Origin of the sequence: Methylopila sp. 73B (assembly GCF_000526315.1) — a bacterium.
GTDB lineage: Bacteria > Pseudomonadota > Alphaproteobacteria > Rhizobiales > Methylopilaceae > Methylopila.
Window position 1 is genome coordinate 3,226,374 of the sequence record NZ_JAFV01000001.1, and the last position, 26,788, is coordinate 3,253,161.

Consider the following 26,788-nt stretch of genomic DNA (forward strand, 5'->3'; position numbering starts at 1 on the left):
AGAGCGGCGTCAGCCGAAAAGCCACGCCATGATCTTGTAGGTCGCGAACCCGATCACCGCGGCCGCCGGCAGCGTGAGCACCCACGCCACCACAATGTCGCTCGCGACGTTCCAGCGAACGGCGGTCGTGCGACGCGCGGCGCCGACGCCGACGATCGCGCCAGTGATGGTGTGCGTCGTCGAGACCGGCACGCCGAGCCATGTCGCCATGAACAGCGTGATGGCTCCGCCGGTCTCCGCGCAGAAGCCCTGCATGGGGTTCAGGCGGGTGATCTTGGAGCCCATGGTGTGGACGATGCGCCAGCCGCCGCAGAGCGTGCCCAGCGCCATCGCCGCCTGGCACGAGAGCACAACCCACAGCGGCACGTGGAACGCGCCGCCGAGCATGCCCTGCGAGTAGAGCAGCACCGCGATGATGCCCATGGTCTTCTGCGCGTCATTGCCGCCATGCCCGAGCGAGTAGAGCGAGGCGGAGGCGAACTGCGCGATGCGGAAGGTGCGGTCGACCGCGAAGGGCGTGAACCGAACGAAGGCCCAGGACACCGCGAGCACGAGGACAAGCGCGAGCAGAAAGCCGACCAGCGGCGACAGCACGATCGCGGCGACGGTCTTGCCCAGCCCGCCGAGCACCACGACCCCGAAGCCGCCCTTGGCGGTCGCGCCGCCGACCAGCCCTCCGATCAACGCATGCGAGCTGCTGGAGGGGATGCCGAGGATCCAGGTGGCGACGTTCCAGACGATCGCGCCGATCAGCGCCGCGAAGATCACCGTGGGGTCGATGATCTGCGCGTCGACGATTCCGACGCCGATGGTCTGCGCCACATGCAGGCCGAAGAACAGGAACGCGATGAAGTTGAAGAACGCCGCCCACAGCACGGCGAAGCTCGGCCTGAGCACCCGGGTGGAAACAATGGTCGCGATGGAGTTCGCGGCGTCGTGCAGGCCGTTCAGGAAGTCGAACAGCAGCGCGACGGCGATCAGTCCGACCAGAATGGGAAACGCGAGCGTCGCATCCGCCATCGCGCTGTCACACGTTCTCGACGACGATGCCGTTTATTTCGTTGGCGACGTCCTCGAATCGATCGACGACGTCTTCCAGCTGCCCGTAGATTTCGCTTCCGATGATGTAAGCCATGGGATTCGCTTGGCCCTCGCCCTTGAACAACGCTTTCAGGCCCTGGTCGTGAAGTTCGTCGGAGCGGCCTTCGACCGCCACGATTTGTTCCGTCAGCTCGCCCAGCCGGGCGGCGTTCGCGTTCGGCGTCTTCAGCAGCGGGATCGCCTCGGCCGTCAGCCGCGCCGCTTCGGCGACGCAGGCCGCCATCTCGCGCATCACCGGATCGAACGTGGTCAGCTCGTACAGCAGCACCGTCTTCGCCACCCGGTGCATCTGATCGATCGCGTCGTCCATCGACTGGATCAGGTCGGTGATGTCGCCGCGATCGAAGGGCGTAATGAAGCTGCGTCGCACCGCGAGCAGCACGTCGCGCGTCACTTCGTCGGCCTGATGCTCGTAATCCGCGATCTCCCGCGCGCGGGCGGCCACGCCGTCTCCGCCCTCGAGCAGCCCTTCGAGCGCGCGTGCGCCGCTGACGAGCGTTTGCGAGTGCCTCTCGAACAGGTCGAAGAAGCGCTCCTCTTTGGGCATCAGCGCCCGGAACCAGCCCAGCATCGCACGTTCCCCCCAGCTTTCGCGTCAATCGCTCAACGAAGCGGCGTCGCCGGTGTTCCCCTGCGAAGAGCGCGTCTTAAATGAGCGGCATGCCAAAAGCTGCAAAAAAGAAGACTAAGCCGCGCCAACAGTTTGGCGTCGCGCCGTACCGCAGCCTCCCCGACGGCGGGCTGGAGGTGCTGCTCGTCACCTCGCGCGACACCGGCCGCTGGATCATTCCCAAGGGTTGGCCGATGAAAAAGGGCTCGCCGCTGAAGGCTGCGTTGCGCGAAGGCTTCGAGGAAGCCGGCGTGCGGGGCGATGGCGGAGCTGAGATCGGCGCCTTCGAGTACGTCAAGGTCATGGAGTTCGGCCGCGACCGACCCTGTCGGGTGGGCGTGTTCGCGCTGAAGGTGACCGAAGAGCTCGAGGACTGGCCAGAGCGCGGGGAGCGCGTCCGCCGCTGGTTCTCGCCCGCGGAAGCCGCCGCGGTGGTGAACGAAGACGGCCTCAAGGAAATCCTCGAGACGCTTCCAGCCCGCCTCGAGAACAGCTGACCGCCAGACGCGAGGATCACGGATCGACGCGTGGGACGGCGGTCGTGGGGGGAAAGCCATAGAGCCGCGCAGGGTTCTCCACGAGGATGCGCGCGCGGTCGAAGGGCGTCGGCGCCCAGTCCGCGAAGACGTCGAGAAGATGCCCCACGTCCAGTGACGGCGCCCAATGCGCAACGTGCGGCCAGTCCGAGCCCCAGAGGCAGCGCTCGGGGGCGGCCTCGAACAGCGCCCGCGCAAAGGGCGCGACGTCGCGGTAGGGCGGCCCGTCGACGCTGATGCGATAGGCCCCCGACAGCTTCACCCAGGCCCCGTCGGCCACAAGCCCGACCAGCGTGCGAAAGCCGGCGTCGTCCCGGCCGCGGCTCGTCGGCATATGGCCCATGTGGTCCACCACGAAGGGCACGGGCAGGGCCTTCAGGCGGGGCGCGAGGATCGGCAGGTCGGCAGCGTCCAGCAGGAACTGCAGGTGCCACCCCATCTCGCGGGCGATCGCGCCGTAGGTCTCGAGCTTGTCGAAGCCGACGCCGCCGCCGAACAGCACGTTGAGGCGCAGGCCCACGACGCCCGCCTCGGCGAGCGCCGCCAGGTCGCGCTCGGACGCCTTCGGCGAGATCACGGCGACCCCGCGCAGGCGGTCCCGGTTCGCGGCGAGCGTGCGGAGCATCAGCCGGTTGTCGGTCCCATGCGCGCTGACCTGCACCAGCACGCCATAGGTCATGCCGGTGGCGTCGAGCATCCTGAGATAGGCGGCTGGGGTCGCCTCCGGCGGCGTGTAGCTCCGCTCCGCGACGAAGGGGTAGGCCGGCGGCAAGCCGATGACATGGGCGTGGGAATCCACCGATCCGGGCGGCGGATCGAACCGGGTCGCCGCATGGGGCGCGGGCGCCGGCCCAGGGCAGACCGGAGGCTCGCCCCGCGGCGGATGCATCGGGCGGTCGATCCTCATGGAGCCCCGCCAAGCCGCCGGAGCGCGCGTGGCCCGGCCGCGCCTATCGCCGTCGTCATGTCGTCCTCCCGTCTCGGCGTCTCTGACGTACGCCTTCACGAAGATCCTAGCGCGGTCACCACGCCTTTTCGACCGCGTATCCCGCCTGTCGGTAGAGCTCGACCAGCCCTTTCGGACCAGGCAGATGCAGCGCGCCGACCGCGACGAAGGCCCCGCCGTCATCGATGAGCGCCCGGGAGCGTTCGGCCATCAGGGTGTTGCGACGGTCCACCAGCTCGGACATGAAATCCGCGTAGGCCTCGACGTCGAAGCCCGCGCCGAACAGGCCGCCCTTCATGGCGAGATACCAGCCGACCTTCCGCGCGCGGTACAGCGCGAGCGTGGTGGTCTGGAGATCGCCGCCCGCCGCCGGGGTCGCGACCGTGTCGCGGATCATGCGGCGGGCGGTCTCATCCGGAATCTTTGACACGGCGTCGAGCTGTTCGGTGATGCTCTCGAGACCCACGATCCTGGCGCCGCCGTCCCGCCCGATCCGCTCGACCGCGCCGTCGATGGTCGGCAGCCCCTGCGCCATGCGCTTGGTTTCACAGGCCGAAACCTGGAGGGTGATTCCGAGGAACCACGGCTTCAGCGACCCCGCGACCGCCGCGGGCAGGCCGTTCTCCGCGATCCGACGTCCGACCTCTTTCCGCTGCGCCTCGTCGAGACCCTCGAGTCCTTTGCCGGAGAAGTCGATGGCGTTGCGGGTGACGTAGGCCACCACCTCGGCCTGCGCCGCCGCGCCGTTGGCGTCGGCGATCTCGACCGCGACGGCTTTGGCGTCCTTCAGCGCGGCGCGCACCGGCTCCCTGAGGGCGACGAGGTCGGCGTCGGTCGTGTGCATGGTGCCGAACAGGTAGGACGGCGCGACGTTCGCGGCCTTCGGCGTGATCCGCCACAGCAGGCCTTCGGCGTTCGGCACGGCGCGCGCCTCCGTCTCGAAGGCGGCGTAGGCCTTGGGGTCCTCCGCCTTCGCCTTGGCGATGAGGTCCCGCCCTTCGCAGGACCGCGCCACGTCCTGCGCGGCCACGGGCGAGACGACCAGGGCTGCGGCGAATGCTGCGGCGAGGCGACGGAAGAACATGATGCGGGCGCGGTCCGGCGTGCGAGGGTCGCCGATCCTCGCGCGACGGCGCTTTCGGCGGGTTAACGCCGTCCGAAAGTTCGACGCGTCGTTAACGAGCGATGGCCCGGAGGCGGCCATTACGCCCGCTGACCGGAAAGCCCCCCGGGGGGTCACGCAGGCGCCCGGCTCTGGCGTCCCACGGCCGACGTCGCCGCGGCTTCTTAAGCGACGCTCAATCGTCCGCCGGAATTGTCGTCGCTCTTGCCCGCCGGGGCCTGCGGCGTATGGTGCGGCCATGCCGCTCAGTCCTTCGGAAGTCGAACGCTACGCCCGCCACATCGTGCTGCACGACGTGGGCGGGCCGGGCCAGCAGAAGCTCGCCAAGGCCCGCGTGCTGGTCGTGGGGGCCGGCGGGCTGGGCAGCCCGCTCGCGCTTTATCTCGCCGCGGCGGGCGTGGGAACGATCGGGATCGTCGATGACGACCACGTCTCGCTCTCGAACCTGCAGCGGCAGGTGCTGCACGGCACCCCCGACGTCGGCCGCCTGAAGACCGACTCCGCCGTCGACGCCATCGCCCGCGTGAACCCGCACGTGACGGTGGAGCCGCACCCGACGCGGCTGACCGCCGAAAACGCGATGGCGCTCGTCGAAGCCTACGACATCGTCGCCGACGGCTCGGACAGCTTCGCGACCCGCTATCTCGTGGCCGACGCATGCGCGCTAGCGGGACGGCCGCTCGTCACCGCCTCGCTCGGGACCTTCGACGGCGCGATCACCACCATCCGCGCCCACGAGACGAACGCCGAAGGCGAGCGCAACCCGACCTGGCGCTGCCTGTTCCCCGAGCCGCCGCCGCCTGGCGCGGTGGCGAGCTGCGCCGAGGCCGGCGTGCTGGGGGCGCTGGCGGGGCTGATGGGTTCGCTGATGGCGATCGAGGTTCTGCGCGAGATCGTCGGCTTCGGGCAGGGGCTCGTCGGCCGCCTGCTGGTCATCGACGCCCGCGCCATGCGGTTCGAGACCGTCTCCTACGGCTGGGATCCGGACAACCCGGTCACCGGCGACAACCCGACGATCACCGACCTGTCGATCCACGCTAAAAAATTCGGCGGCTGACGCACGGGGCGGGCCACCTTCCGGCTCGACCGGAGGGGCCATCTCCGGCGTCGCACTCGACGCCTCACGTGGATGGTCCGGTCAAGCTGGACCATGACGGCGCGGGCGCGACGAGGGCGGAGCCTGTCGCCTCAGCGGCGCCAGACGAAGGCCGCGCCTTGGCGGCGCACGACTTTCAGCGAGCCGTCGTCGGCCTTGATGGCGAGGTAGCAGGATTCGCGCCGGGCCTGGCCGAGCTTCATGCAGAAGCCCTCGTCGTCGACCCGCCACGTCCCCTCGGTCGCGGAGCCTGCGCGGCCGCCGGCGCGGGTGACCTTTCCGTCAGCCGCGAACGCGAAGGTGGAGGCCCCGCCGCGCGGCCCGGTGGTCGAGACGGTTCGCCCGTCGAGCCAGTTGGCTTTCAGGTCCTGCGGTCCGACGAGTTCGACAGCGGCCGCAGGTTCGGAGGCAAGGCTCAGTGCCAGTGCGCTCACTCCCGCAAGAATGCCGATGATGCGCATGCCGCCCTCCGTCGCCCTATGTTCGCGCCTTGTTCACAGAACAAATCCAGCACGGCGGTTTTGGCGAGTCAAGACGGGTTGCGGCGCAGTCGATCTTCACGTCGAACGTCAGGCGCTCACAACATCGAGGGCAGCACGCGGTCGGGCGGGCGGTGGCCATCCATGAAGGTCTTGATGTTGACGATGACCTTCTCGCCCATGTCGATGCGGCCCTCGAGGGTGGCCGAGCCAAGATGGGGCAGCAGCACCACCTTGTTCTGGCGCGCGAGCTTGACGAGCTTGGGGTTCACCGCGGGCTCGTTCTCGAACACGTCGAGCGCGGCGCCCGCGAGGTCGCCGGCCTCCAGCATGCGGGCGAGCGCGTTCTCGTCGATCACCTCGCCGCGCGCGGTGTTGACGACGTAGGCCTCTTTCTTCAGCAGCTTCAGCCGGCGCGCCGAGAGCAGGTGGTAGGTCGCCGGCGTGTGCGGGCAGTTGACCGAGACGATGTCCATGCGGGCGAGCATCTGGTCGAGGCTTTCCCAGTAGGTCGCCTCCAGCTGCTCCTCGACGTGGGGCGCCACCCGGCGCCGGTTGTGGTAGTGGATCGAGAGGCCGAAGGCGCGGGCGCGCCGCGCCACCGCCTGGCCGATGCGGCCCATGCCGACGATGCCGAGGCGCTTGCCCCAGATGCGGCGGCCGAGCATCCAGGTCGGCGACCAGCCGGACCACTCGTGGTCGTCCGGCACCACGCGGGCGCCCTCGGCGATGCGGCGCGGCACCGTCAGGATCAGGCCCATGGTCATGTCGGCGGTGTCCTCCGTCAGCACGCCGGGCGTGTTGGTGACGGTGATCCCGCGATCGAGCGCGCTCTGGACGTCGATGTTGTCGACGCCGTTGCCGAAGTTCGCGATCAGCTTGAAGTTCGGCCCGGACTGGGCGAGCAGCGCGGCGTCGATGCGGTCCGTCACGGTCGGCACCAGCACGTCGGCCTCCCGCACGGCGGTCGCCAGCTCGTCCGGCGTCATCGGCTTGTCGTCATGATTCAGCCGCGCGTCGAACAGCTCGCGCATGCGCGTCTCGACCACGTCGGGCAGCCGACGGGTCACGACGACGAGCGGACGCTTCTTCATGGCCGGCGACCTTTCTGGAGGAGCTCGGGCGTACGGTTAATCCATCGTCAACGTGGACAACGGATGCTTGTTCGAGGCCGCGCGGTGCGGCGAACGCGACCCGCGGCGACCCCTCGCGTCTCTAGCAGACGGAGGGCGGAACGCAAGACGGCGACGAAAGACGGAGCGTGCGACGCGCATGGCTGGGAATCGACTGAAGCCCTTCGGACGGGCGGCGCTGGCGGCGGCGGCGGCTCTCGGCGTTCTGGCCGGCTTGAGCGGCGCGGCGCGCGCGCAGGCCGCCAGGGAGACGGAGGCCGGGGTGATGATCGGTCCGGTGTCGGGTCTTCCCGTGCCGCGCTACGTCAGCCTGAAGAGCGCCAAGGTCTACGTGCGCCAGGGTCCGACCAAGGACCATCCCGTGGCGTTCGTCTACCGCCGCGCAGGCGAGCCGGTCGAGATCGTCGCCGAGTACGACAACTGGCGGCGCATCAGGGATTCCGAGGGGTCTGAAGGCTGGGTCTGGCACAGCCTGCTGTCGGGCCGGCGCACGGCGCTGGTCGCGCCCTGGTCCAAAGACAGCGCGCTTCCGATCCGCGCCTCGGCGACCGCAGACGCTCGCCTGTCGGCGCGGCTGGAGCCGAAGGTGCTCGTCGAGGTGCGCCGCTGCGACGGCTCGTGGTGCAAGGTGGAGGGCGACGGCTTCGACGGCTTCATCCCGCAGGACCGGCTCTGGGGCGTCTATCCCGGCGAACGCTTCGACTGATCTCCAATCGCGCCCGCAAAGCCTGATATGGGCCCCTCCGCGCTCCCGCTCGCGGCGCTTTACCTACTTGGCGTCAACGCCGCGGCGTTCATGGCGTTTGTCTCCGACAAGGCGCGCGCCGGTCGAGGCGACTGGCGCATCCCTGAGCGCACACTCCTGATGCTCGCGGCTTTGGGCGGCAGCGTCGGCGCCCTCGCCGGCCAGCGCCTGTTGCGCCACAAGACGTGGAAGGAGCCGTTTCGGTCGATCCTCGACGTGATCGCTATGACGCACGGCGTGCTTGCCGGGGCGCTCTGCGGATGGCTGCTGTGGCGGGCGATCGAAACTACGTTCTGAGTGCGATCCCGGTTCTCCGCTGCGCTTCGGCTAGGATGACAACGTCCGGACAACAAAAAAGCCGCCCCGGAGACCGCGGCGGCTTTTTCTCGAACTCGGACCGAGATCAGCTCACGCGCTTGCGGCGCAGGCGGACCACGACGTCGACGCGGGCGATCTCCATGCCGTCCGGAATTTCCGGCAGGCGGTCGACGGAGACGTGCGCGCCCGGGATGTCCATCAGGCGGTTGTCGTCTTCGACCAGGAAGTGGTGGTGCTCGGTGACGTTGGTGTCGAACCAGGTCTTGGAGCCGTCGACCGCGAGCTCGCGCAGCAGGCCGACTTCAGTGAACTGATGGAGCGTGTTGTAGACGGTGGCGAGCGACACCGGCACGCGGGCGCGCATCGCCTCCTCGTGCAGGATTTCGGCCGTCACGTGCCGGTCGCCCTTGGCGTAGAGCAGACGGCCGAGCGCGATGCGCTGGCGGGTGGGACGGAGGCCGGAGTCGCGCAGCAGACCACCAACGTCGCGCGCGACGCACAGGGACGGCCGCAGGCCGCAGTCGACCGAGCGATCGGCCGCGGCGGAGGAAGCGACGGGGGCGGCGGTGGTCGTGATCGGTTCGGCCATCGTCGGTCTCGGGTACGCTCATGTTGAAGGCGGAGCCGAAGGGCGGCCGCGCCGGACAAGGACACGCGCGCAGCAATGCGCAGCGAAAGCATGCGTAATCGTACCGTGTCGCAACGCAGCGAGCAACCTCCTTCACTCGGAACGCTTTTCGCCGGTCCGACATGTGTGCTAGCTAAGCCGCGCTTCGCGCGCCGGACTTCTGGCGAACGCAATGATCCATAAGGACGCAGACGCAGTCACATGACCGAACGCAAGGCCAGCTACGAGTATGAAGACCTTCTGGCCTGCGGCCGCGGGGAGCTGTTTGGGGCGGGCAACGCCCAGCTTCCCCTACCGCCCATGCTGATGTTCGACCGCATCTCGGAGATTTCGGAGACCGGCGGCCCGCACGGCAAGGGCTTCGTCCGCGCCGAGCTCGACGTGACGCCGGACCTCTGGTTCTTCGACTGCCACTTCAAGGGCGACCCGGTGATGCCGGGTTGCCTCGGCCTCGACGCGCTCTGGCAGATGACCGGATTCTTCCTTGGTTGGACCGGATCCTCGGGCCGAGGCCGCGCGCTGGGCACGGGCGAGATCAAGTTCACCGGCCAAGTGCTCCCGAGCGTCAAGAAGGTGGTCTACGGCGTCGACTTCAAGCGCGTCGTGCGCGGTCGCCTCGTGCTCGGCATCGCCGACGGCTGGCTTCAGGCCGACGGGCAGACCATCTATGAGGCGAAGGACCTGAAGGTCGGCCTGTTCAAGGCCGAGGCCGCCGCGGCCTGAGCCGCGGAGGTCGCCTTTACCCCCCGGCGCCGCGACGCGGCGCGTCAACCTGATCCGGCCCGCGTCCCGCGCAAGATGCTGCGGACCCCGGGCCGTCACGGAACTGGAGGCTCCCCATGAGGCGCGTCGTCGTCACCGGCATGGGTATCGTGTCGTCGATCGGAAACTCCACGCAGGAGGTCGTCGCCTCCCTGCGCGAAGCGAAATCCGGCATCACCCGCGCGGAGCAGTTCGCGGCCCATGGCTTCAAGTGCCAGGTTCAAGGCGCGCCGACGCTCGATCCGGCGGAGGTGGTCGACCGTCGCGCCATGCGCTTCCACGGCGGCGGCTCCGGCTGGAACCACGTCGCGATGGATCAGGCGATCCGGGATTCCGGGCTCGAGGAGAGCGACATCTCCAACGAGATGACCGGCATCATCATGGGCTCCGGCGGTCCCTCGACCAAGGTCGTCGTGGAGGCAGCGGACATCACCCGCGAGAAGGGCGGCCCGAAGCGCATCGGGCCCTTCGCCGTGCCGAAGGCGATGTCCTCAACGGCGTCCGCCACGCTCGCCACCTGGTTCAAGATCAAGGGCGTGAACTACTCGATCTCCTCCGCCTGCGCGACGTCGAGCCACTGCATCGGCAACGCCGCGGAGATGATCCAGTACGGCAAGCAGGACGTGATGTTCGCCGGCGGCTGCGAGGAGCTGGACTGGACGCTGTCCGACATGTTCGACGCCATGGGCGCCATGTCGAGCAAGTTCAACGACACGCCCGCCACCGCCTCGCGCGCCTATGACAAGAACCGCGACGGCTTCGTCATCGCCGGCGGGGCCGGGGTGCTGGTGCTGGAGGAGTATGAGCGGGCCAAGGCGCGCGGCGCCAAGATCTACGCCGAACTCACCGGCTACGGCGCGACATCCGACGGCTACGACATGGTCGCCCCGTCGGGCGAAGGCGCGATGCGCTGCATGCGCCAAGCGATGAAGACCGCCCGGAACCCAATCGATTACGTCAACCCGCACGCCACCTCGACCCCTGTCGGCGACGCCAAGGAGATCGAGGCCCTGCGCGCGGTGTTCGGGGACAAGTGCCCGCCGATCTCCGGCACCAAGTCGCTCAGCGGCCATTCGCTCGGCGCGGCCGGCGTGCAGGAGGCGATCTACTCGCTGCTGATGATGCAGGGCGGCTTCATGGCCGAGAGCGCGCACATCGAGGAGCTCGATCCGGCTTTCGCCGACATGCCCATCCTGCGCGAGCGGACCGACAAGACGTTGAACGCCGTGATGTCGAACTCCTTCGGCTTCGGCGGCACCAACGCCACGCTGGTGTTCGAGCGGGTCTGACCAGCTGGGCGCAAAGCGTCATCCCGGACGGCCGTCAGGCCGAGCCGGGATCGTCTTCAGAACGAAGCGCCATGTCTGGGTGACGATCCCGGATCTCCGCTTCGCTACGTCCGGGATGACGCCCAGCGTCCGCCCGGCGCAAGCCTTCGGAGAACTTGAATGGTCGCCGGACTTCTTTCAGGCAAGCGCGCCCTCGTCATGGGCGTCGCCAACGACCACTCCATCGCCTGGGGCTGCGCCAAGGCGCTGGCGCAAGCAGGAGCCGAGATCGCGTTCACCTATCAGGGCGACGCGCTGGGCAAGCGCGTGCGGCCGCTGGCGGAGAGCGTCGGTTCAGACCTCGTGCTGCCCTGCGACGTGGAGGACATCGCCTCCGTGGACGCGGTGTTCGCCGCGCTCAAAGAGCGCTGGGGCGGGCTCGATCTGCTGATCCACGCCATCGGCTTCTCCAACAAGAACGAGCTGAAGGGCCGCTACGCCGACACCACGCGCGAGAACTTCTCGCGCACCCTGGTGATCTCAGCTTTCTCCTTCACCGAGGTCGCGAAGCGCGCGGCCGACATGATGACGGATGGCGGGTCGATGATCACGCTGACCTACGGCGGCGCGACCCGCGTCATGCCGAACTACAACGTCATGGGCGTCGCCAAGGCCGCGCTGGAGGCCAGCGTGCGGTATCTGGCCGCCGACTACGGCCCGCAGGGGATCCGCGTCAACGCGATCTCCGCCGGCCCGGTCCGGACGCTTGCGGGCGCGGGCATCTCGGACGCGCGGCTGATGTACGAGCACCAGCGCCGCCACGCGCCGCTGCGCCGCCCGATCACCATCGAGGACGTCGGCGGCGCCGCGCTCTATCTGCTCTCGGACCTGTCGTCGGGCGTCACCGGCGAGATCCACTTCGTGGACGCCGGCTACAACATCATCTCCATGCCGCGGCCCGAGAGCCTGAAGACCATCGTCGCGGCGGAAGACGCGGCGGAGAAGGCCGGCGTCGGCTGAACCCAGCAGGCTCAGCGATCGTCCGCCCCTGAGAACGAGCGAGAGCGCTTCGGAGCGATCCACGTGAGCGACCACCCGTCCGACTTCGTTGCGCAGCGCACAGACGCCTACTTCGCCAAGACCGCCGAGATCGTCGCGGCCCATGGCGACGCGCGCGTCACCTACGCAGTGTTCCTGCGCGCGGACGCCGTCGTCGCGCTCGACCGGGCGATCGCCTTCCTGGAGGAGGTCTATCCCGCCGACGCCGCGATCCCGCTGGCGGTCGACCGACCGGCGCCGGAGGGCGCCGCGCTCGCGCCGGGCAAGCCGATGCTCTACGTCACTGGGTCGTTGGCCGCCCTGTCGCCGATCGAGACGCTGCTGCTGCAGCGGATCGGCTTCGCCTGCGTGTCGGCGTTCAACGCCTTCTCCATGGCGCTCGCGCTGCCGGACTGCGCCTTCCTCGCCATGGAGGCCCGCCACACCACCGGCGACGATATGCACCTCGCGTGCTCCTACGGCGCAAGCGTCGGGTCGCGCACTGCGCAGCTGATGGGCGCGAAGGGCTTCGTCGGGACCTCCACCGACCTCGCGGCGCCGTTCTATGGAACGGCCCATGGGCTCGGCACCATGCCGCACTCGCTGATCGGCTACGCCAAGGCGCTGATGCTGAAGGACGGCCGCGACCCCACGGTGGAGAGCGCGACGCTGGAGGCCGCCAAGCTCTACGCCGCCCAGTTCCCCGACGAACCCGGCCTGACGGTGCTCGTCGACTACGACGGCCGCGAGGTGACCGACGCGCTCGCCGTCTGCCGGTGGTTCTACGCGCCCGGCGGCCCCGCTGAGGCGGGCAGGACGCTGAGCTTTCGGCTCGACACCCACGGCGGCCGCCACCTCGAAGGGCTCGACTGGGACGAGAGCGTCCGCACGCTCCTCAAATGGACCCACCGGCACACGCCCGGCGAGGTGGCGAAGCTCGCGCTGCAAGGCTTCGATCTGGCCGAACTCGACGGCCTGTCGGCCGACGAGATCCGCGACAAGGTCCTGTTCGGCACAGGCGTGACGGCGGCGGCCGTGATCTTCTTCCGCAAGGCGCTCGACGACGCCGGCTTCAAGAAGCCGAAGATCGTCGCCTCCTCAGGCTTCGACACGCTGAAATGCCGCGTGTTCGGCAATCTCTCGGCGCCGGTCGACGTGGTCGGCACCGGCTCGTTCCTGCCGTCCAAGCTCTCGCGCACCTACGCCACCGCCGACATCGTGCGCTACGAGCTGCCGAAGGCCGAGGGCGACTGGCGACGCTTCGACTTGGTGAAGGTCGGCCGCGAGTTTCTGAAGATCAGCTAAGCCTCCTCCGGCGTGGACGCCGGCCTCCGGCCGTGGCTTGCTGCGGTTCATGGACATCAGCAAGCCCGCCGCCCGCCTCGCCGAAAAGCTGAAGCCACAGGGCGACGCGCGCAAGCACACGCGGCTGGAGGACGCCGTCGCCTTCTGCATCGCGGTGCTGCTGATCGGTTTCGGACTTGCGCTGCTGCAGGCGGCCGGACTCGCCACCGGCGGGGTCGCCGGGATCGCGCTGATCCTGCACTTCGCGCTGGGCTGGCCGACAGGCGTGCTGTTCCTGCTGGTCAATCTGCCGTTCTACGCGCTCGTCTACCGCACCATGGGGGCTGAGTTCACCCTGAAGACCCTGATCGTCAACGCGATGCTCGCGGGATTCGGGGCGCTCGCGCCGCACGTCTTCGCCCTGCAGTCGAAGAGCGGCGTGTTCGCGGCCCTCGCCGGCGGCGTGCTGCTCGGCATGGGCGTCCTCGCCCTGGCCCGGCACAGGGCGAGCGTCGGCGGCACGAGCGCGCTCGCGCTCTACGCCCAGGAGCGCGGCTGGCTGCGGGCCGGCCACGTCCAGGCCCTGACCGATTTCCTGGTGCTCGCGGCGGCCGCGACGGTGCTCGACCTCGAGCATCTGGCGCTCTCGGTGCTGAGCGCCCTGACGCTGAGCCTGGTGCTCGTCTTGAACCACAAGCCCGGGCGCTACGCAGGATTCTGACCGCGACGCAATTTTTTGCGAAGCGTCGGGATTAAACCCTCGACCGGCTCCGTAAACACATCATGAAAACACCGAGGCGCGGGTTCGACGTGACAGGGGAGCTTGACCCCATGCGTCGCTACGCCCGGGCCTTGGCCGGTCCCCACGGCGATGCGGACGACTTGGTGCAGGAAGCGCTTGCGCGTGCGCTGGAACGGCGCGCGAGCTTCCGCTCCGACATGGCCCTTCGGCCCTGGCTCCTGGCGATCCTGCACAATGTGTTCGTGGACGGCGTGCGCCGCCGCCGCGCGGAGATGACCCGGCTCGAGGTGAGCGAGGCGGTGGCGGCCGCCCTCGACGCGCCGCAGGAGCACGCCGTGCGCCTCGCCGAGGTGCGCGTGCGCTTCGACGCCCTTCCCGAGGATCAGCGCGCGGCGCTGCACCTCGTGGCGATCGAGGGCCTTTCCTACCAGGACGCCGCGGCCGCGATCGGCGCGCCCATCGGCACATTGATGTCGCGGCTCGGCCGCGCGCGCGCCGCGCTGCGGGCGCCGGAGACCGTCCCGTCTTCGGGCCCCGCTCGCCTGCGGCTCGTTGGAGGTTCGGATGACCAGCGCTGACGACGACCAGATGTCCGAAATCGATCTCGACGCCTATGTTGACGACCAGTTGCCCGTGGGGCGGCGCATAGAGGTGGAGGGCCATCTGGCTCGCCATCCCGCCCTCGCCAGCCGGGTGATGGCCGATCTACGCTCGCGCGATGAGCTGAGGCTCGCCTTTGCGAACGTCCCCGGCCCGACCGCCGGGTCGCTCGCAGCCGCTCGGCGCCTGCAGCGCGCCGCCTGGTTGGACACGCGGTTTTCCGGCTTCCGGCGCGCCGCAGCCATTCTGTTGCTGATCGGCGCGGGCTGGGTCGCGAACGAGCAGTTGGACAGTCTGCTCGTCAGCAAGGTCTCGGCGTCGACGCAGCCCCCGACCTTCGTGTCCGAAGCGGTGATGGCCCATCGCACCGCGCTGCTTCGCGGCGAGATGCGGTCACAGATCGAGGCGCCGGACTACGATCCGGACGAGGTGCGGTCGGCGACCGCGATCATGATGCCGCGGCTGCCATCCGGCTGGAAGGCGCTCGACGTGCAGGTGTTTCCTTCGACGTATGGACCGAGCGTCCAAATGACGCTCGCGACCGAGCCCTTCGGAGTCCTTTCGCTCTACGCCTCCCGACCGGGCGACCGGCGCACGGAGCCCGCGACGATCGCACAGACGGACGGCGCGACCGCCGCGTTCTGGCGCAAGGGCGAGGTCGGCTATGTCCTGGTGGCGAATCCCGGCGTGGACGCCAGCGGCCTCGTCGAGATCGCGGGCGATCTGGCGCGGCGGCGCAAATGAGGGGCGAAGTCGTCGTCCTTCGCCGCGCCGCGCCGACGCCGCAAACGGAGCGGTCGAGCCCCTGCAGGTCGCGCCTGCGCGACGCGCTGTGCGCGGGCCGCGTCGACGAGTTCATCGAGGAAACCATCGCCGAAACGGCGGCGCCGCGGCCGCGGGGCAACGTCGTCGGGCTGCTGCGCGCCATGGGCGGCCGCGTGCCTTCGCCGCTGTCCGCTCTCAGGCGGCTCTGTCCCCACGACGTCCGCCCCCGCAGCGCCGAAGACTAAGCGCGGTCAGCCGTCCGGGACGAGCGCGGCGGCGGCCTGCGTCGGTCCCGCGACGGCGGGGCGCGCGGCGGCGAGCGCCGCTTTGAGCGCTTCGGCGTCGTACGGCTTCCGCAGTAGAAGCGGCGCGTCGCCGTCAACCTCGGGCGCGAGGTCGCTGCCGGTGGCGAAGATCACGCCGACCCCGGGCCGCAGCTCTCGCGCGCGCGCCGCGAAGGCGCCGCCCGAGACACCGGGAAGCCCGAGATCGGTCATCAACACATCCACGGGCATCGTCTGAAGCGCCGCGTCCGCCTCTTCCGCGCTGCCGGCCTCGACGACAACGTGGCCGAAGCCCTGAAGCATTTCCGCCGCGTTCGCGCGGATCAGCGCGTCATCCTCGACCAGCAGGACGGTCAACGGCGCGGCGTCCGCGAGCGCGCCGGCAGGCTCGACAGCGGCGGTCTCCGAATCAGGCTCAGCGGCCTGCGTCCGCTGAGCCTGATTCGCCAGCACGTGCCGGATTTTCCGCGCCAGCGCCTCCCGGGCGTAGGGCTTCGACAGCAGCTCGACGCCCGCGTCGAGCCGGCCGCCGTGCACGATCGAATTTTCGGTGTAGCCCGAGGTGAACAGCACCGCGAGGTTCGGCAGGCGCAGGCGCGCCCTGCGGGCGAGTTCGGGGCTCTTCAGCGTTCCCGGCATCACGACGTCGGTGAACAGCAGGTCGATCGGAACGCCGCTTTCAACCACGCTCAGCGCGCTCGCGGCGTCCTTGGCGGTCAGCACTCGGTAGCCGAGGTCGCCGAGCGTTTCGACGACGGTGGCGCGGACCTCCTCGTCGTCCTCCGCCACCAGGATCGTCTCGGTTCCGCCGCGCACCGGCGTCCCGTCCAGCGCGACCTGCACGTCCTCGACCTGGTCCGCTCGCGGCAGATAGAGCTTCACGGCGGTGCCCTGGCCCGGCTCGCTGTAGAGCTTGATGTGGCCGCCGGACTGCTTCACGAAACCATAGACCATCGACAGCCCGAGCCCCGTCCCCTTGCCCTCAGGCTTTGTCGAGAAGAACGGCTCGAACACCTGCTCGAGCACCTCCGGCGTCATGCCGGAGCCGGTGTCGCTGACGGCCACCAGCACGTACTGGCCCGCCGTCGCCTCGCTGTGACGCCGCGCATAGTCCGCGTCGAGCACGGCGTTGCCGGCCTCGATCGTCAGCTTGCCGGCGCCATTCATCGCGTCGCGGGCGTTGATGGCGAGGTTCAGGATCGCGGTCTCGATCTGCGTGGGATCGATCAGCGTGTTCCAGAGATCGGCGCTTGCGACGGTCTCGACCTCGACGGCCTCGCCGATGGAGCGCCGCAGCATGTCGTCCATGCCCGCGATCAGGCGGCCGACGTTCACCACCTTAGGCGCCAGGGGCTGCCGGCGGCCGAAAGCCAAGAGCTGGCTCGCAAGCTTCGCGCCGCGCGCCACGCCGGCGAGCGCGTTGGCCACCCGCCGTTCGCCGCGCTCGTTGCCCGCCACGTCCCGGGTGAGCAGTTGGAGATTGCCCGAGATGACCTGGAGCAGGTTGTTGAAATCGTGGGCGACGCCTCCGGTGAGCTTTCCGATCGTCTCCATCTTCTGCGCCTGCTGAAGCGCCCGCTCGGCCTGCCTTCGGTCCGCGATCTCGGATGCGACCCTGGCTTCGAGCGTTTCGTTGAGCTGACGGAGCTGCTCCTCGGCCCGCGCCCGGTGCCGCAGTTGGCGTTCGAGCTGGGCGAACAGGCGCGCGTTGTCGATCGCGACCGCCGCCTGGCCCGCGAGGCTCAGCAGGCTCGCCTCCGCCGCCGCGTCGAACCGCGCCGGCTCGCCATGACCGAAGAGAAGCGCGCCGATCGCCTCGCCCGACCGCGACTTGACCGGCACTGCGAGATAGCTGCGGACGGGCAGGTGCCCGTCCGGCATCCCGGCGTGGGGGGCGTTGCGGCCGTAGCGCGCGTCTCGGGTGACGTCATCCGACCGCACGACGGTTTCGCCGCCGAAGGTGGGGGCGAACAGCGCGGTGTTCCGAGGTTGCGGAAAGCTCGCGAAGGCCTCCGGGTCGGCGCCGGACAGGGCGTACAGCCTGTAGCCCTCTCCGCGCTCGTCCCTGGTATTGTAGAAGAACGCGCCGAACTCCGCGCCTGTGAGGGCGACGCCCGCGTCCACGATGGTCTGGGCGACGCGCTCCACGTCGAGCTCGGACGTGATGGCGACGCCGGCCCGGTTGACCGTCGCCAGCGCGTCGGTGCGCGCTTTCAGAGCCGCAAGCGCGTCCTGCTCGCGTCGGGCCGCCAGCACGCCCTCGGTCACCTCGGTGGTGATGCAGAGCAGGCCGTCGATCGCGCCGCCGGCTCCGCGCAGCGGCGTGAACGAGAAGGTGAACCAGGTGTCGACAAGATGGCCCGCCCGCATCATCGGGATCGGCAGGTTCTCGAACAGGGCCGGCTCGCCGTTCAGCACGCTCGCAATCGTGCCGCCGAACTGGGCCCAGACATCGGACCACACCTCCGAAAACGGCCGGCCGAGGGCGCCGGGGTGGCGCTCCGGGAAGATCGGCACGTAGGCGTCGTTGTAGAGGAACGCGAGATCCGGTCCCCAGGCCACGTACATCGACTGGCGGGACGCCAACATCGTGTCGACGTGGGATCGCAGAGCGCCAGGCCAGGCGTCGACAGGGCCGAGGCCCGCGGCCTCGAAACCCGGGACACGCATCAAGCGGCCGACGTCGCCTCCCGCGGGGGGCCAATCCGAAGCGACGGGTCCTGTCATAGAGCTCATGTGGTCCGTCCTTCGCGAGGCCCGTGAAGGTGCCGGGGGCGGGGCAGGCTCGATCGTCGAGGCGCAGGCGCCCCGGGACGCGCGCGACATCCCATCGAACCAGTTAGCGCCTGCGGCCCCCACTCGTCCAGATCGAGGCAATTACTTGATAAACATGGATGTCCGAGATCCTCCACCGCGCGCTTGCGGCTTTGCGGCGGCATGAAAAAGCCCGCCGGCGTCGCCGCCGGCGGGCTTTCAATCATCGGTCAGCGCGAGGCCTGATTACTCAGCCGCCTCTTCGCGACGACGACGACCGCCGCTGCGACGACCGCCCGAGCGCTCCTCGCCGCCCTCGGAGGCCTCGGCCGCCGGGGCTTCGCCGCCATCGGCGCCGCCCTTGCCCTCGAGGTCTTCGCCGGTCTCCTGGTCGACGACCTTCATGGACAGGCGGGTCTTGCCGCGGTCGTCGAAGCCCATGAGCTTTACCTTGACCTTGTCGCCCTCCTTGAGGACGTCCGAGACCTTGGCGACGCGCTCGCGCGAGATCTGCGACACATGGACGAGGCCGTCCTTCGCGCCGAAGAAGTTCACGAAGGCGCCGAACTCGACGACCTTCACGACGGTGCCGTCATAGACGACGCCGACTTCCGGGTCGGACGCAATCGAGCGGATCCAGTTCAGCGCGGCCTTGATGGCCTTGCCGTCCGAGGAGGCGACCTTCACGGTGCCGTCGTCCTCGATGTTCACCTTGGCGCCGGTCTTCTCCACGATCTCGCGGATGACCTTGCCGCCGGTGCCGATCACTTCCCGGATCTTGTCGGTCGGGATCTTGATGACCTCGATGCGCGGCGCGTACTCGCCGAGCTCGGTGCGGCCGGCTTCGATCGCCTTCGACATCTCAGTGAGGATGCCGAGACGGCCGTCCTTCGCCTGGGCGAGGGCGACCTTCATGATCTCCTCGGTGATTCCGGCGATCTTGATGTCCATCTGGAGCGCGGTGACGCCCTGATCGGTGCCGGCGACCTTGAAGTCCATGTCGCCGAGGTGATCCTCGTCGCCGAGGATGTCGGAGAGCACCGCGAACTTCTCACCCTCGAGGATGAGGCCCATCGCAATGCCCGCGACCGGGCGCTTCAGCGGCACGCCCGCGTCCATGGCCGAGAGCGAGGCGCCGCAGACCGACGCCATCGAGGACGAGCCGTTTGACTCGGTGATCTCGGACACGATGCGGAGCGTGTAGGGGAACTCCGTCACTTCCGGCAGCATCGGGTGGATCGCCCGCCAGGCGAGCTTGCCGTGGCCGACTTCACGACGGCCGGGCGCGCCCATGCGGCCGGTCTCGCCCACCGAGTAGGGCGGGAAGTTGTAGTGGAGCAGGAAGCGCTCCTTGTAGGTGCCCGACAGCGCGTCGATGAACTGCTCGTCCTCGCCGGTGCCGAGCGTCGCGACCACGAGGGCCTGCGTCTCGCCGCGGGTGAAGATCGCCGAACCGTGCGTGCGCGGCAGGACGCCGACTTCCGCGAGGATCGGGCGGACGGTCGTGAGGTCGCGGCCGTCGATGCGGATCTTGTCGTCCAGGATGCCCCAACGGACGATCTTGGCCTCGAGCTCCTTGAACACCGCGCCGAGCTTGAGCGGCTCGACCGGGTTCTCGACGCCTTCGCCGGAGAGGGCGGCGAGCGCCTTCTTCTTGGCGGCGGAGACGGCGTCCTGGCGATCCTGCTTGCGCTTGATCTTGTAGGCGTCGCGGAGGTCGGCCTCGACCAGCTCGCGGAGCTTGGCCTCAAGTTCGGACACGTCGGCGACCTGATGGTCGCGCGGCTCCTTGGCGGCCTTCTCGGCCAGGCGGATGATCGCCTCGATCACCGGCTGGAAGCCGGCGTGGCCGAACATCACGGCGCCGAGCATAACGTCCTCGGAGAGCTCCTTGGCTTCCGACTCCACCATCAGCACCGCGTCCTGGGTGCCGGCGACCACGAGGTCAAGCGCCGAGGAGCTCATGCGGTCCTGAACCGGGTTCAGGACGTACTCGCCGTCGATGTAGCCGACGCGCGCGCCGCCGATCGGGCCCATGAAGGGCACGCCCGAGAGCGTCAGCGCGGCGGAGGCGCCGACCATGCCCACGATGTCGGCGTCGTTCTCGAGGTCGTAGGAGAGAACCGTGATGACGACCTGCGTCTCGTTCTTGTACCCGTCGGCGAACAGCGGACGGATCGGGCGGTCGATCAGGCGGGAGGTCAGCGTGTCCTTCTCGGTCGGACCACGCTCACGCTTGAAGTAGCCGCCCGGGATGCGGCCGGCGGCGTAGTACTTCTCGGTGTAGTTCACGGTCAGCGGGAAGAAGTCGATGCCGGGCTTCGGCGACTTCGCCGACACGGCGGTCGCGAGCACGGTGGTGTCGCCGTAGGTCACGAGGACGGCGCCGTCGGCCTGGCGGGCGACATGCCCGGTCTCGAGCGTCAGCGTGCGGCCGGCCCACTCGATCTTTTCGCGGTGGATCTCAAACATGCAAAATCAGTCCTTGCGGTCTGGAACCGTCAAGGAGGCCGTCGGGCGTCGTGAAGGCCATGGGCAAGACGGCGCGGCGCTTCTCCGCGAACTCGGACCGTCGTCTCGCGACGTCGGCCGGGAAAGCGCCCTGCGATCCTGCCCCATGACGTTCGGGCCCGATGGCGTCCCGGGTCCCTTCGTTCGTGGCGTGAGCCGGCGCCCCATGCGCCGACCACCCTTATCGTCTTGGTCGCCTCGGGAGGCCGCGGTCTGCGGTCTCCGCCATGCTCGTCTCACCGTCGCATGACAGGCGGATGGCGGTCGATCGGCGACCGCCCTTCAGCGTGGCGTCAGCGGCGGATGCCGAGACGCTCGATCAGGCTCTGGTACCGAGCATGATCCTTGCCCTTCACGTAATCCAGCAGCGAACGGCGCTGGCTGACGAGCTTGAGCAGGCCGCGACGCGAGTGGTTGTCCTTCGCGTGGCTCTTGAAGTGGCCGGTCAGGTTGGAGATGCGCTCGGTGAGGATCGCGACCTGGACTTCCGGCGAGCCGGTGTCGCCCTGCTTGGTGGCGTACTCGGAGACGAGCTCCTGCTTGCGTTCTGGAGTGATCGACATCGGGTCTCTCTCGTTCGATCGGTTTTAGTCGTCGCCCGACCCTCAAGGCCGCGCGATGTGGAAGATGCGTCGGGGATGAAGTTCGCCGCGTTCGATCTCGCCGAGCGCGATCAACGCGCCGTCGGTCGTCACGGAGACCGTACCTTGGAAGGTCGGGGCATCCCGTCCGCGCAGCAGCACCGGTTGCCCATTGAGCAGCCGAGCCGCCTCCGCCCGATTGACGGCGAGCGCCGGGATGTCGTCCAGCGCCGTCTCGACCGGAAGCAGAGCGTCAGCGAGACCATGCTCGCCGGCGGCACCCTGTCGCAATTGCTCCAGTTCGTCCAGTGAAATCGCGTCGTCCTCGGTGAACCCGCCGACCACCGTGCGCCTCAGCGCCGTGACGTGGCCGCGGCTTCCGAGCGCGCGTCCCATGTCGCGGGCGAGCGCGCGGACATAGGTGCCCTTGCCGCATTCGGCCTCGAACACCGAGCGGTCCGGCGCCGGGGTCTCGACCAGATCCAGCCGGTGCACCTCGATGGTGCGCGCCGCGAGCTCGACCTCTTCGCCCTCGCGTGCGAGATCGTAGGCGCGCTGGCCGTCGATCTTGATCGCGGAGAACTTCGGCGGCGTCTGCTCGATCGAGCCATGGAACGACGGCAGCAGCGCGCGGATCTGCTCCGCCGTCGGCCGAACGTCCGAGGTCGCGATCGGCTCGCCTTCCGCGTCGTCGGTGTCGGTCTCGACGCCCCACAGCACTTCGAAACGGTAGATTTTTCGGCTGTCCATCACGAAGGGCACGGTCTTGGTCGCTTCGCCGAAGGCGATCGGAAGGATGCCCGAGGCGAGCGGATCGAGCGTGCCGGCGTGGCCCGCCTTCTTCGCTTGGTAGAGCCAACGCGCCTTCGACACCGCATGGGTCGAGGTGACGCCGACAGGCTTGTCGAGGATCAGCCAGCCGGAGATCTCAAGGCCCTTCTTACGCCGCGACATGGCGATCGTCCTTCCGGCTAGGATTGGCGAAGGAGGCGGGGGCCTTCACCTCTCCCCGGCGGGGAGAGGTCGCGAGCGCGGCGAGCGGGCGAGGGGGATGGAACGTTTCAGAACGCGCGCTCAAGCTTTGAGGGCGAAGCAGACAAGCGCCGAAGCCGGATTGTGGCAGGCGCTCAGAGGCAGGCGCCTCGCGTCCTGGAAATTCCGCCGCCAGCATCCAATCGATGGCTACGTCGTCGATTTCGTCACGATCGCCGGAAAACTGATCGTCGAGGTTGACGGCGCAACCCATGGAACGCCCGCCGAAATTGCGCGCGACGACTTTCGAACCGCGCGGCTCGAGGGTTGCGGCTTCTTTGTCGTGCGAGTCACGAACGCCGACGTCTACGAAAATCTCGATGGCGTGCTGTCGGCGATCGACGCTCAACTTCAAGGAGGATAAAGCCCCCTCACCCGGCCCTGCGGGCCGACCTCTCCCCGCCGGGGAGAGGTGAAGGCCCGCGCCTGATCCGGCTCCGATCGGCGCCTCGCTCACCGGGCGTCCTCCGGGCCGTCCGTCGACGCGTCGTCGTCGGGCTCGAGGTCGCGCTTCACCTCAGGCGAGCGCAGCAGAGCGTCGATCTGGGCGCCGCGGTCGAAGCTCTCGTCGACGCGGAAGCGGATGTCGGGCGCCGACTTCAGCTCGAGCCGCTTCACCACCAGCATGCGGATCTGCTTACGATTGGCGTCGAGCGCGGCGAGCACCTTCTTAACGTCCTTGCCGCCCAGCGGCATGACGTAGGCGGTCGCGAGCTTGAGGTCCGGCGTCATCCGCACCTCGGGCACCGTGACGACGTGCTTCTCCAGGACGGGATCAGGGATCTCGCGCCGCTGCAGCACGTCGGCCAGCGCATGGCGCACGAGTTCGCCCACGCGGAGCATGCGTTGCGACGGGGCTTTCGAGCCCCCGGAAGTGCGGGACATTTGTCTTGTTCCTCAAGCGCCTATGCGGCGGCCGGAATGATCGGCTGCGCCGTCAGGGCCGGGATCGGACCGGCCGTGAGCGGATAAACGAACGACCCGCGGCGTGAGCCGCGGGTCGCAAACGGTTCGAGCGTCGGACGCGTTTAGAGCGTGCGCTTCACTTCCGTGACGCGGTAGCACTCGATGACGTCGCCGGCGCGCATGTCCTGGTAGTTCTCGAAGGACATGCCGCACTCGGTGCCGGCGCGGACCTCCTGGACGTCGTCCTTGAAGCGCTTGAGCGTCGAGAGCTTGCCCTCGTGGATGACGACGTTGTCGCGGATGAGGCGCACGCTGGCGCCCTTCTGGACCACGCCTTCGGTGACCAGACAGCCGGCGATCTTGCCGACCTTCGACACCGCGAAGATCTCCCGGATCTCGGCGTTGCCGAGGAAGTCCTCGCGCCGCTCCGGCGACAGCATCCCCGACATCGCGGACTTAATGTCGTCCACCAGGTCGTAGATGATGTTGTAGTAGCGGATCTCGGTGCCGGTGCGGTCGGCCGCGTCGCGGGCTTCCTTCAGCGCGCGGACGTTGAAGCCGATCACGGCCGCGTTCGAGGCCGCGGCCAGGATCACGTCGCTCTCGGTAACGCCGCCGGCTCCGGACAGCAGCACGCGGGCGCCCACCTCGTCGTTGCCGAGCTTCTCGAGCGCCTGAACGATCGCTTCCACGGAGCCCTGCACGTCGCCCTTGATGACGAGCGGGAACTCCTTTTTGCCGGCGACCTTGATCTGCGACATCATCTGCTCGAGGCCCGAGACGCGCACCGTGGCGCGCGCCGCGGCCTGCTCGCGCTTCTGGCGCTGGCGGTAGTCGGCGATCTCGCGGGCGCGGGCTTCGTTTTCGACGACCGCGAGGCGGTCGCCCGCCTCAGGCGCGCCATTGAAGCCCAGGATCTCGACCGGAGTCGATGGTCCGGCGCTCGTCAGCGCGGCGCCCTGGTCATCGATCAGCGCGCGCACGCGGCCCCACTCGGAGCCGGCGACGACAATATCGCTCTGCTTCAGCGTGCCTCGCTGCACGAGCACCGTCGCGACCGGGCCGCGACCGCGGTCGAGCTTGGCTTCGATCACAATGCCCTCGGCCGCGCGGTCCGGATTAGCCTTCAGATCGAGGATCTCGGCCTGCAACTGGATGATCTCGAGCAGCTTGTCGAGATTGAGCTTCTCCTTGGCCGAAACCTCGACCTCGAGCGTCTCGCCGCCGAGCGACTCGACCTGGAGCTCGTATTGCAGCAGCTCGCTGCGGACCTTGTCCGGCTTGGCGTCGGGCTTGTCGATCTTGTTGATCGCCACGATGATTGGAACGCCGGCTGCGCGGGCGTGGTTGATGGCCTCCGCCGTCTGCGGCATGACGCCGTCGTCGGCGGCCACCACCAGCACCACGATGTCGGTCGCGCGCGCGCCGCGCTGGCGCATCGCGGTGAACGCGGCGTGGCCCGGCGTGTCGATGAAGGTGATCTTGCCGCCGAGCGGCGAGGTCACCTGATAGGCGCCGATGTGCTGGGTGATGCCGCCGGCCTCGCCCTTCACCACCGCCGTGTGGCGGATGGCGTCGAGCAGCGACGTCTTGCCGTGGTCGACATGACCCATGATCGTGACGACCGGAGGCCGCGTCACGGCCTCGCCGTCCACGTCGGCCGCGTCGAACAGGCCCTCTTCCACGTCGGACTCGGCGACGCGCTTGACGGTGTGGCCGAGCTCTTCGGCCACAAGCTGCGCGGTGTCGGCGTCGATCAGCTCGTTGATCTTCTTCATGACGCCCTGCTTCATCAGCAGGCGCACCACGTCGACCGCGCGCTCCGACATGCGGTTCGCAAGTTCCTGAACGGTGATCGTCTCGGGAATGATCACTTCGCGGGCCAGCTTCTCCTTGGGCTCCTGGTGTCCCTTGCCCGACATGCGCTGAACGCGACGGCGGTAAGAGGCGACGGAGCGGGTGCGGTCTTCGCCCGTCGCGCCGGTCGCGGTCGCGATGGTCAGGCGGCCGCGTTCCTTCGTCGGGGCGGCCTTGGCGCGCTCCGGCTTCGCGGGGGTGACGGGGCGGGACGGCGCGGCGCCGAGACGGCGCGGCGCGGCGCGCGCGGGCTCCTCCGGCTCGGCCATCGTCGGACGACGCACGCCGCCGGGAGCGGCCGAGGTCGGCGCGCTGGGACGGCGGGCCGCGGGCGATGCGGCGGAAGGAGCAGGCGACGCCGCCGGAGACGAGAACGTCGGCGCAGGCGCCTGGTCGCCGAGACGCTTCGCGGCCTCGGCTTCCGCCCGGCGCTTGGTCTCGTCCTCCTGGGCCCGGCGCGCGTCCTCCTCGCGCTTGCGCGCTTCGGCGGCGAGACGCTCGCGCTCCTCGTTCGCCTCGCGGATGATCCGCGCGCGAGCTTCTTCTTCGGCCTTCTTCCGATCCTCGGCCTCACGCACGCGGGCGCCGGCGAGCGCCTGGGCGCGAGCGCCCATCTCGTCGCTCGTCAGGGTGCGCAGCACCATGCCGCCGGGGCCGCCGCCACGCGACGGGCCGCTCGGACGTGCGCCCTGCGCGGGACGCTGAGGGCTCGCGGGGGACTGCGGCGCCGCGGGGCGCGGCGCGCTCGCGGCGGGCGCTTGGGGCGCAGCCGGCCGCGGGGTGGCGGGAGCCGCCGCCTGCGTCGGCGCCGCCGGAGCCGGCGCCTTGGCGGTCTCGCCCGGTCCGAGCGTGCGCCGCTTCACCTTCTCCACGACCACCGCGTTGGTGCGCCCATGGCTGAAGCTCTGCCGCACGACGCCCGGCTCCGACGAACGCTTCAACGTCAGCGTCTTCGGCGAAGCGGTCAGCGTCTTGTCGCCCGTGTTTTTCGTATCCGTCATGCCTTGTCCGTTCCCGCGGGCTCGCCCGCGCCTGTAACTGTCGCTCCGACGGCGTCCGTCGGAGGGGGTCCGTCGCCGCTTACGCCTTCATACCGCGCGAGCGCGTCGCATCGTGCGAGGAAGGCGGCGCTGACCGGACCTGCGAGCAGCGCTGCATGTACCACATTCGACCGCCCCAACGCCAAGTCCAATTGACCTGAGCGAAACAGGCTCATCACCCGCAGGCCGGAGCTTTTTCCGAGCCGCGTGGCGGTCTGTCTCAGCTTGCGAAGGCCGTCGGCTCCCGCGTCGTTCGCCTCCACCAACGCCAAGACGGGCTCTTTCGCGAGCGCCGCCTCGACCTTCGCGAAGCCGCAGATCACACGGCCCGCCTTGTTGGCGAAGCCGAGCATCGCGAGCGCCTGGCGCTCCATCAGATCGCGCACGCTCATATCAAGCGCCGGATCCACCGCGGTCGCGCCGTCCTTGAAGCCGCGCGCGAACGCCTTTTTCTTCAGCGCGACGCGAACCGCGTCCGCCGTCGCCGTCACCCAAACGCCCCGGCCTGGAAGCTCGCGCTTCAGATCCGGAACCACCGTTCCGTCCGGCGCGCGGACGAAACGTATCAGCTCCTCGACGGGTTTCGCCTCGCGCGTGGCGACGCAGGTGCGTTCCGGCGCCTTGCGGTCGTCCTCGCGTTCAGCCACGT

At 69.2% G+C, this 26,788-nt stretch carries 27 protein-coding genes; 13 read left to right on the top strand and 14 right to left on the bottom strand.

All coding sequences use genetic code 11. The annotated features are described in order from the left end of the window. Nucleotides 1–9 precede the first annotated feature (9 nt). Both K244_RS0115485 and K244_RS0115490 read right to left on the bottom strand, forming a co-directional pair. Entirely contained in the window at nucleotides 10–1,020 is a 1,011-nt protein-coding gene (locus K244_RS0115485; RefSeq protein ID WP_020187192.1) for an inorganic phosphate transporter, read from the bottom strand. A gap of 7 nt (nucleotides 1,021–1,027) precedes the next feature. Next, nucleotides 1,028–1,672: a DUF47 domain-containing protein gene (locus tag K244_RS0115490; protein WP_020187193.1), complete on the bottom strand. Its 645-nt coding sequence runs from the start codon at nucleotides 1,670–1,672 to the stop codon at nucleotides 1,028–1,030. Between the two features lie 89 nt (nucleotides 1,673–1,761). Here K244_RS0115490 and K244_RS0115495 point away from each other — a divergent pair, with 89 nt between their 5' ends. Beyond that, nucleotides 1,762–2,208 carry an NUDIX hydrolase gene (locus K244_RS0115495; RefSeq protein WP_024816536.1) on the top strand — a complete coding sequence of 149 codons (447 nt, stop codon included), beginning with the start codon at nucleotides 1,762–1,764 and terminating at the stop codon, nucleotides 2,206–2,208. 16 nt (nucleotides 2,209–2,224) lie between these two features. On the opposite strand, the gene K244_RS0115500 is transcribed toward K244_RS0115495, so the two are convergent. Both K244_RS0115500 and K244_RS0115505 read right to left on the bottom strand, forming a co-directional pair. Then, nucleotides 2,225–3,154, bottom strand: a complete 930-nt coding sequence (locus tag K244_RS0115500; RefSeq protein WP_245259780.1) for an amidohydrolase family protein — start codon at nucleotides 3,152–3,154, stop codon at nucleotides 2,225–2,227. A gap of 115 nt (nucleotides 3,155–3,269) precedes the next feature. Further along, a complete protein-coding gene (locus K244_RS0115505; protein WP_020187196.1) occupies nucleotides 3,270–4,277 on the bottom strand; it encodes a TraB/GumN family protein in 1,008 nt (335 codons plus the stop codon). A gap of 277 nt (nucleotides 4,278–4,554) precedes the next feature. On the opposite strand from K244_RS0115505, the gene K244_RS0115510 reads away from it, so the two are divergent. Beyond that, nucleotides 4,555–5,373: a HesA/MoeB/ThiF family protein gene (locus K244_RS0115510; protein WP_020187197.1), complete on the top strand. Its 819-nt coding sequence runs from the start codon at nucleotides 4,555–4,557 to the stop codon at nucleotides 5,371–5,373. 131 nt (nucleotides 5,374–5,504) lie between these two features. Here K244_RS0115510 and K244_RS0115515 read toward each other — a convergent pair whose 3' ends face one another. Continuing rightward, entirely contained in the window at nucleotides 5,505–5,873 is a 369-nt protein-coding gene (locus K244_RS0115515; RefSeq protein WP_020187198.1) for a hypothetical protein, read from the bottom strand. Nucleotides 5,874–5,989: 116 nt separating this feature from the next. Beyond that, complete coding sequence (locus tag K244_RS0115520; RefSeq protein ID WP_020187199.1) at nucleotides 5,990–6,985, bottom strand: D-glycerate dehydrogenase; 996 nt, start codon at nucleotides 6,983–6,985, stop codon at nucleotides 5,990–5,992. A gap of 178 nt (nucleotides 6,986–7,163) precedes the next feature. Here K244_RS0115520 and K244_RS0115525 point away from each other — a divergent pair, with 178 nt between their 5' ends. Both K244_RS0115525 and K244_RS0115530 read left to right on the top strand, forming a co-directional pair. Then, nucleotides 7,164–7,730, top strand: a complete 567-nt coding sequence (locus K244_RS0115525; RefSeq protein ID WP_020187200.1) for an SH3 domain-containing protein — start codon at nucleotides 7,164–7,166, stop codon at nucleotides 7,728–7,730. A gap of 27 nt (nucleotides 7,731–7,757) precedes the next feature. Beyond that, nucleotides 7,758–8,066: a DUF1294 domain-containing protein gene (locus K244_RS0115530; protein ID WP_020187201.1), complete on the top strand. Its 309-nt coding sequence runs from the start codon at nucleotides 7,758–7,760 to the stop codon at nucleotides 8,064–8,066. A 106-nt stretch (nucleotides 8,067–8,172) separates the two neighbouring features. Here K244_RS0115530 and irrA read toward each other — a convergent pair whose 3' ends face one another. Next, complete coding sequence (gene irrA, locus K244_RS0115535; RefSeq protein WP_020187202.1) at nucleotides 8,173–8,676, bottom strand: iron response transcriptional regulator IrrA; 504 nt, start codon at nucleotides 8,674–8,676, stop codon at nucleotides 8,173–8,175. A gap of 240 nt (nucleotides 8,677–8,916) precedes the next feature. Here irrA and fabA point away from each other — a divergent pair, with 240 nt between their 5' ends. The 8 genes from fabA (at nucleotide 8,917) to K244_RS0115575 (ending at nucleotide 15,419) form a co-directional block, all read left to right on the top strand. After that, complete coding sequence (gene fabA, locus K244_RS0115540) at nucleotides 8,917–9,438, top strand: 3-hydroxyacyl-[acyl-carrier-protein] dehydratase FabA (protein ID WP_020187203.1); 522 nt, start codon at nucleotides 8,917–8,919, stop codon at nucleotides 9,436–9,438. 116 nt (nucleotides 9,439–9,554) lie between these two features. After that, entirely contained in the window at nucleotides 9,555–10,766 is a 1,212-nt protein-coding gene (gene fabB, locus K244_RS0115545; RefSeq protein WP_020187204.1) for a beta-ketoacyl-ACP synthase I, read from the top strand. Nucleotides 10,767–10,925: 159 nt separating this feature from the next. After that, the gene (gene fabI / locus K244_RS0115550; RefSeq protein WP_020187205.1) at nucleotides 10,926–11,765 is read left to right on the top strand and encodes an enoyl-ACP reductase FabI; all 840 of its coding nucleotides are present in this window, start codon (nucleotides 10,926–10,928) and stop codon (nucleotides 11,763–11,765) included. Between the two features lie 63 nt (nucleotides 11,766–11,828). Continuing rightward, nucleotides 11,829–13,088 (top strand): hypothetical protein, encoded by a 1,260-nt coding sequence (locus K244_RS0115555; protein ID WP_020187206.1) that lies wholly within the window; start codon nucleotides 11,829–11,831, stop codon nucleotides 13,086–13,088. A 49-nt stretch (nucleotides 13,089–13,137) separates the two neighbouring features. Further along, nucleotides 13,138–13,788, top strand: a complete 651-nt coding sequence (locus tag K244_RS0115560) for a YitT family protein (RefSeq protein WP_051460145.1) — start codon at nucleotides 13,138–13,140, stop codon at nucleotides 13,786–13,788. A gap of 110 nt (nucleotides 13,789–13,898) precedes the next feature. Then, nucleotides 13,899–14,387 (top strand): sigma-70 family RNA polymerase sigma factor, encoded by a 489-nt coding sequence (locus K244_RS0115565; RefSeq protein ID WP_020187208.1) that lies wholly within the window; start codon nucleotides 13,899–13,901, stop codon nucleotides 14,385–14,387. Next, the gene (locus tag K244_RS0115570) at nucleotides 14,374–15,153 is read left to right on the top strand and encodes an anti-sigma factor (protein WP_020187209.1); all 780 of its coding nucleotides are present in this window, start codon (nucleotides 14,374–14,376) and stop codon (nucleotides 15,151–15,153) included. The genes K244_RS0115565 and K244_RS0115570 overlap by 14 nt, the downstream gene beginning before the upstream one ends. Then, nucleotides 15,150–15,419, top strand: coding sequence for a hypothetical protein (locus K244_RS0115575; RefSeq protein WP_020187210.1), 270 nt, complete (start codon nucleotides 15,150–15,152; stop codon nucleotides 15,417–15,419). Before K244_RS0115570 ends, K244_RS0115575 begins: the two co-directional genes overlap by 4 nt. Before the next feature lie 6 nt (nucleotides 15,420–15,425). Here the strand turns inward: K244_RS0115575 and K244_RS0115580 are convergent, their stop codons facing one another. From K244_RS0115580 to truB, 4 genes are all read right to left on the bottom strand, one after another. Then, the gene (locus K244_RS0115580; protein WP_051460029.1) at nucleotides 15,426–18,185 is read right to left on the bottom strand and encodes a response regulator; all 2,760 of its coding nucleotides are present in this window, start codon (nucleotides 18,183–18,185) and stop codon (nucleotides 15,426–15,428) included. A 273-nt stretch (nucleotides 18,186–18,458) separates the two neighbouring features. Next, complete coding sequence (gene pnp, locus K244_RS0115590) at nucleotides 18,459–20,684, bottom strand: polyribonucleotide nucleotidyltransferase (RefSeq protein WP_020187212.1); 2,226 nt, start codon at nucleotides 20,682–20,684, stop codon at nucleotides 18,459–18,461. A 332-nt stretch (nucleotides 20,685–21,016) separates the two neighbouring features. Further along, nucleotides 21,017–21,286, bottom strand: a complete 270-nt coding sequence (gene rpsO, locus K244_RS0115595; protein WP_020187213.1) for a 30S ribosomal protein S15 — start codon at nucleotides 21,284–21,286, stop codon at nucleotides 21,017–21,019. Nucleotides 21,287–21,328: 42 nt separating this feature from the next. Further along, on the bottom strand, nucleotides 21,329–22,258 hold the full coding sequence (gene truB / locus K244_RS0115600; protein WP_020187214.1) for a tRNA pseudouridine(55) synthase TruB: 930 nt from the start codon (nucleotides 22,256–22,258) through the stop codon (nucleotides 21,329–21,331). A gap of 97 nt (nucleotides 22,259–22,355) precedes the next feature. Here truB and K244_RS0115605 point away from each other — a divergent pair, with 97 nt between their 5' ends. After that, a complete protein-coding gene (locus tag K244_RS0115605) occupies nucleotides 22,356–22,700 on the top strand; it encodes a DUF559 domain-containing protein (RefSeq protein WP_024816538.1) in 345 nt (114 codons plus the stop codon). Nucleotides 22,701–22,789: 89 nt separating this feature from the next. Here the strand turns inward: K244_RS0115605 and rbfA are convergent, their stop codons facing one another. The 3 genes from rbfA to K244_RS0115620 all read right to left on the bottom strand — a co-directional run bounded on the left by rbfA (nucleotide 22,790) and on the right by K244_RS0115620 (nucleotide 26,786). Then, entirely contained in the window at nucleotides 22,790–23,221 is a 432-nt protein-coding gene (rbfA, locus tag K244_RS0115610) for a 30S ribosome-binding factor RbfA (protein ID WP_024816539.1), read from the bottom strand. A 143-nt stretch (nucleotides 23,222–23,364) separates the two neighbouring features. Then, nucleotides 23,365–26,100 (bottom strand): translation initiation factor IF-2, encoded by a 2,736-nt coding sequence (gene infB, locus K244_RS0115615; protein ID WP_020187217.1) that lies wholly within the window; start codon nucleotides 26,098–26,100, stop codon nucleotides 23,365–23,367. Next, nucleotides 26,097–26,786: an RNA-binding protein gene (locus tag K244_RS0115620; protein ID WP_020187218.1), complete on the bottom strand. Its 690-nt coding sequence runs from the start codon at nucleotides 26,784–26,786 to the stop codon at nucleotides 26,097–26,099. Before K244_RS0115620 ends, infB begins: the two co-directional genes overlap by 4 nt. Nucleotides 26,787–26,788 lie beyond the last annotated feature (2 nt).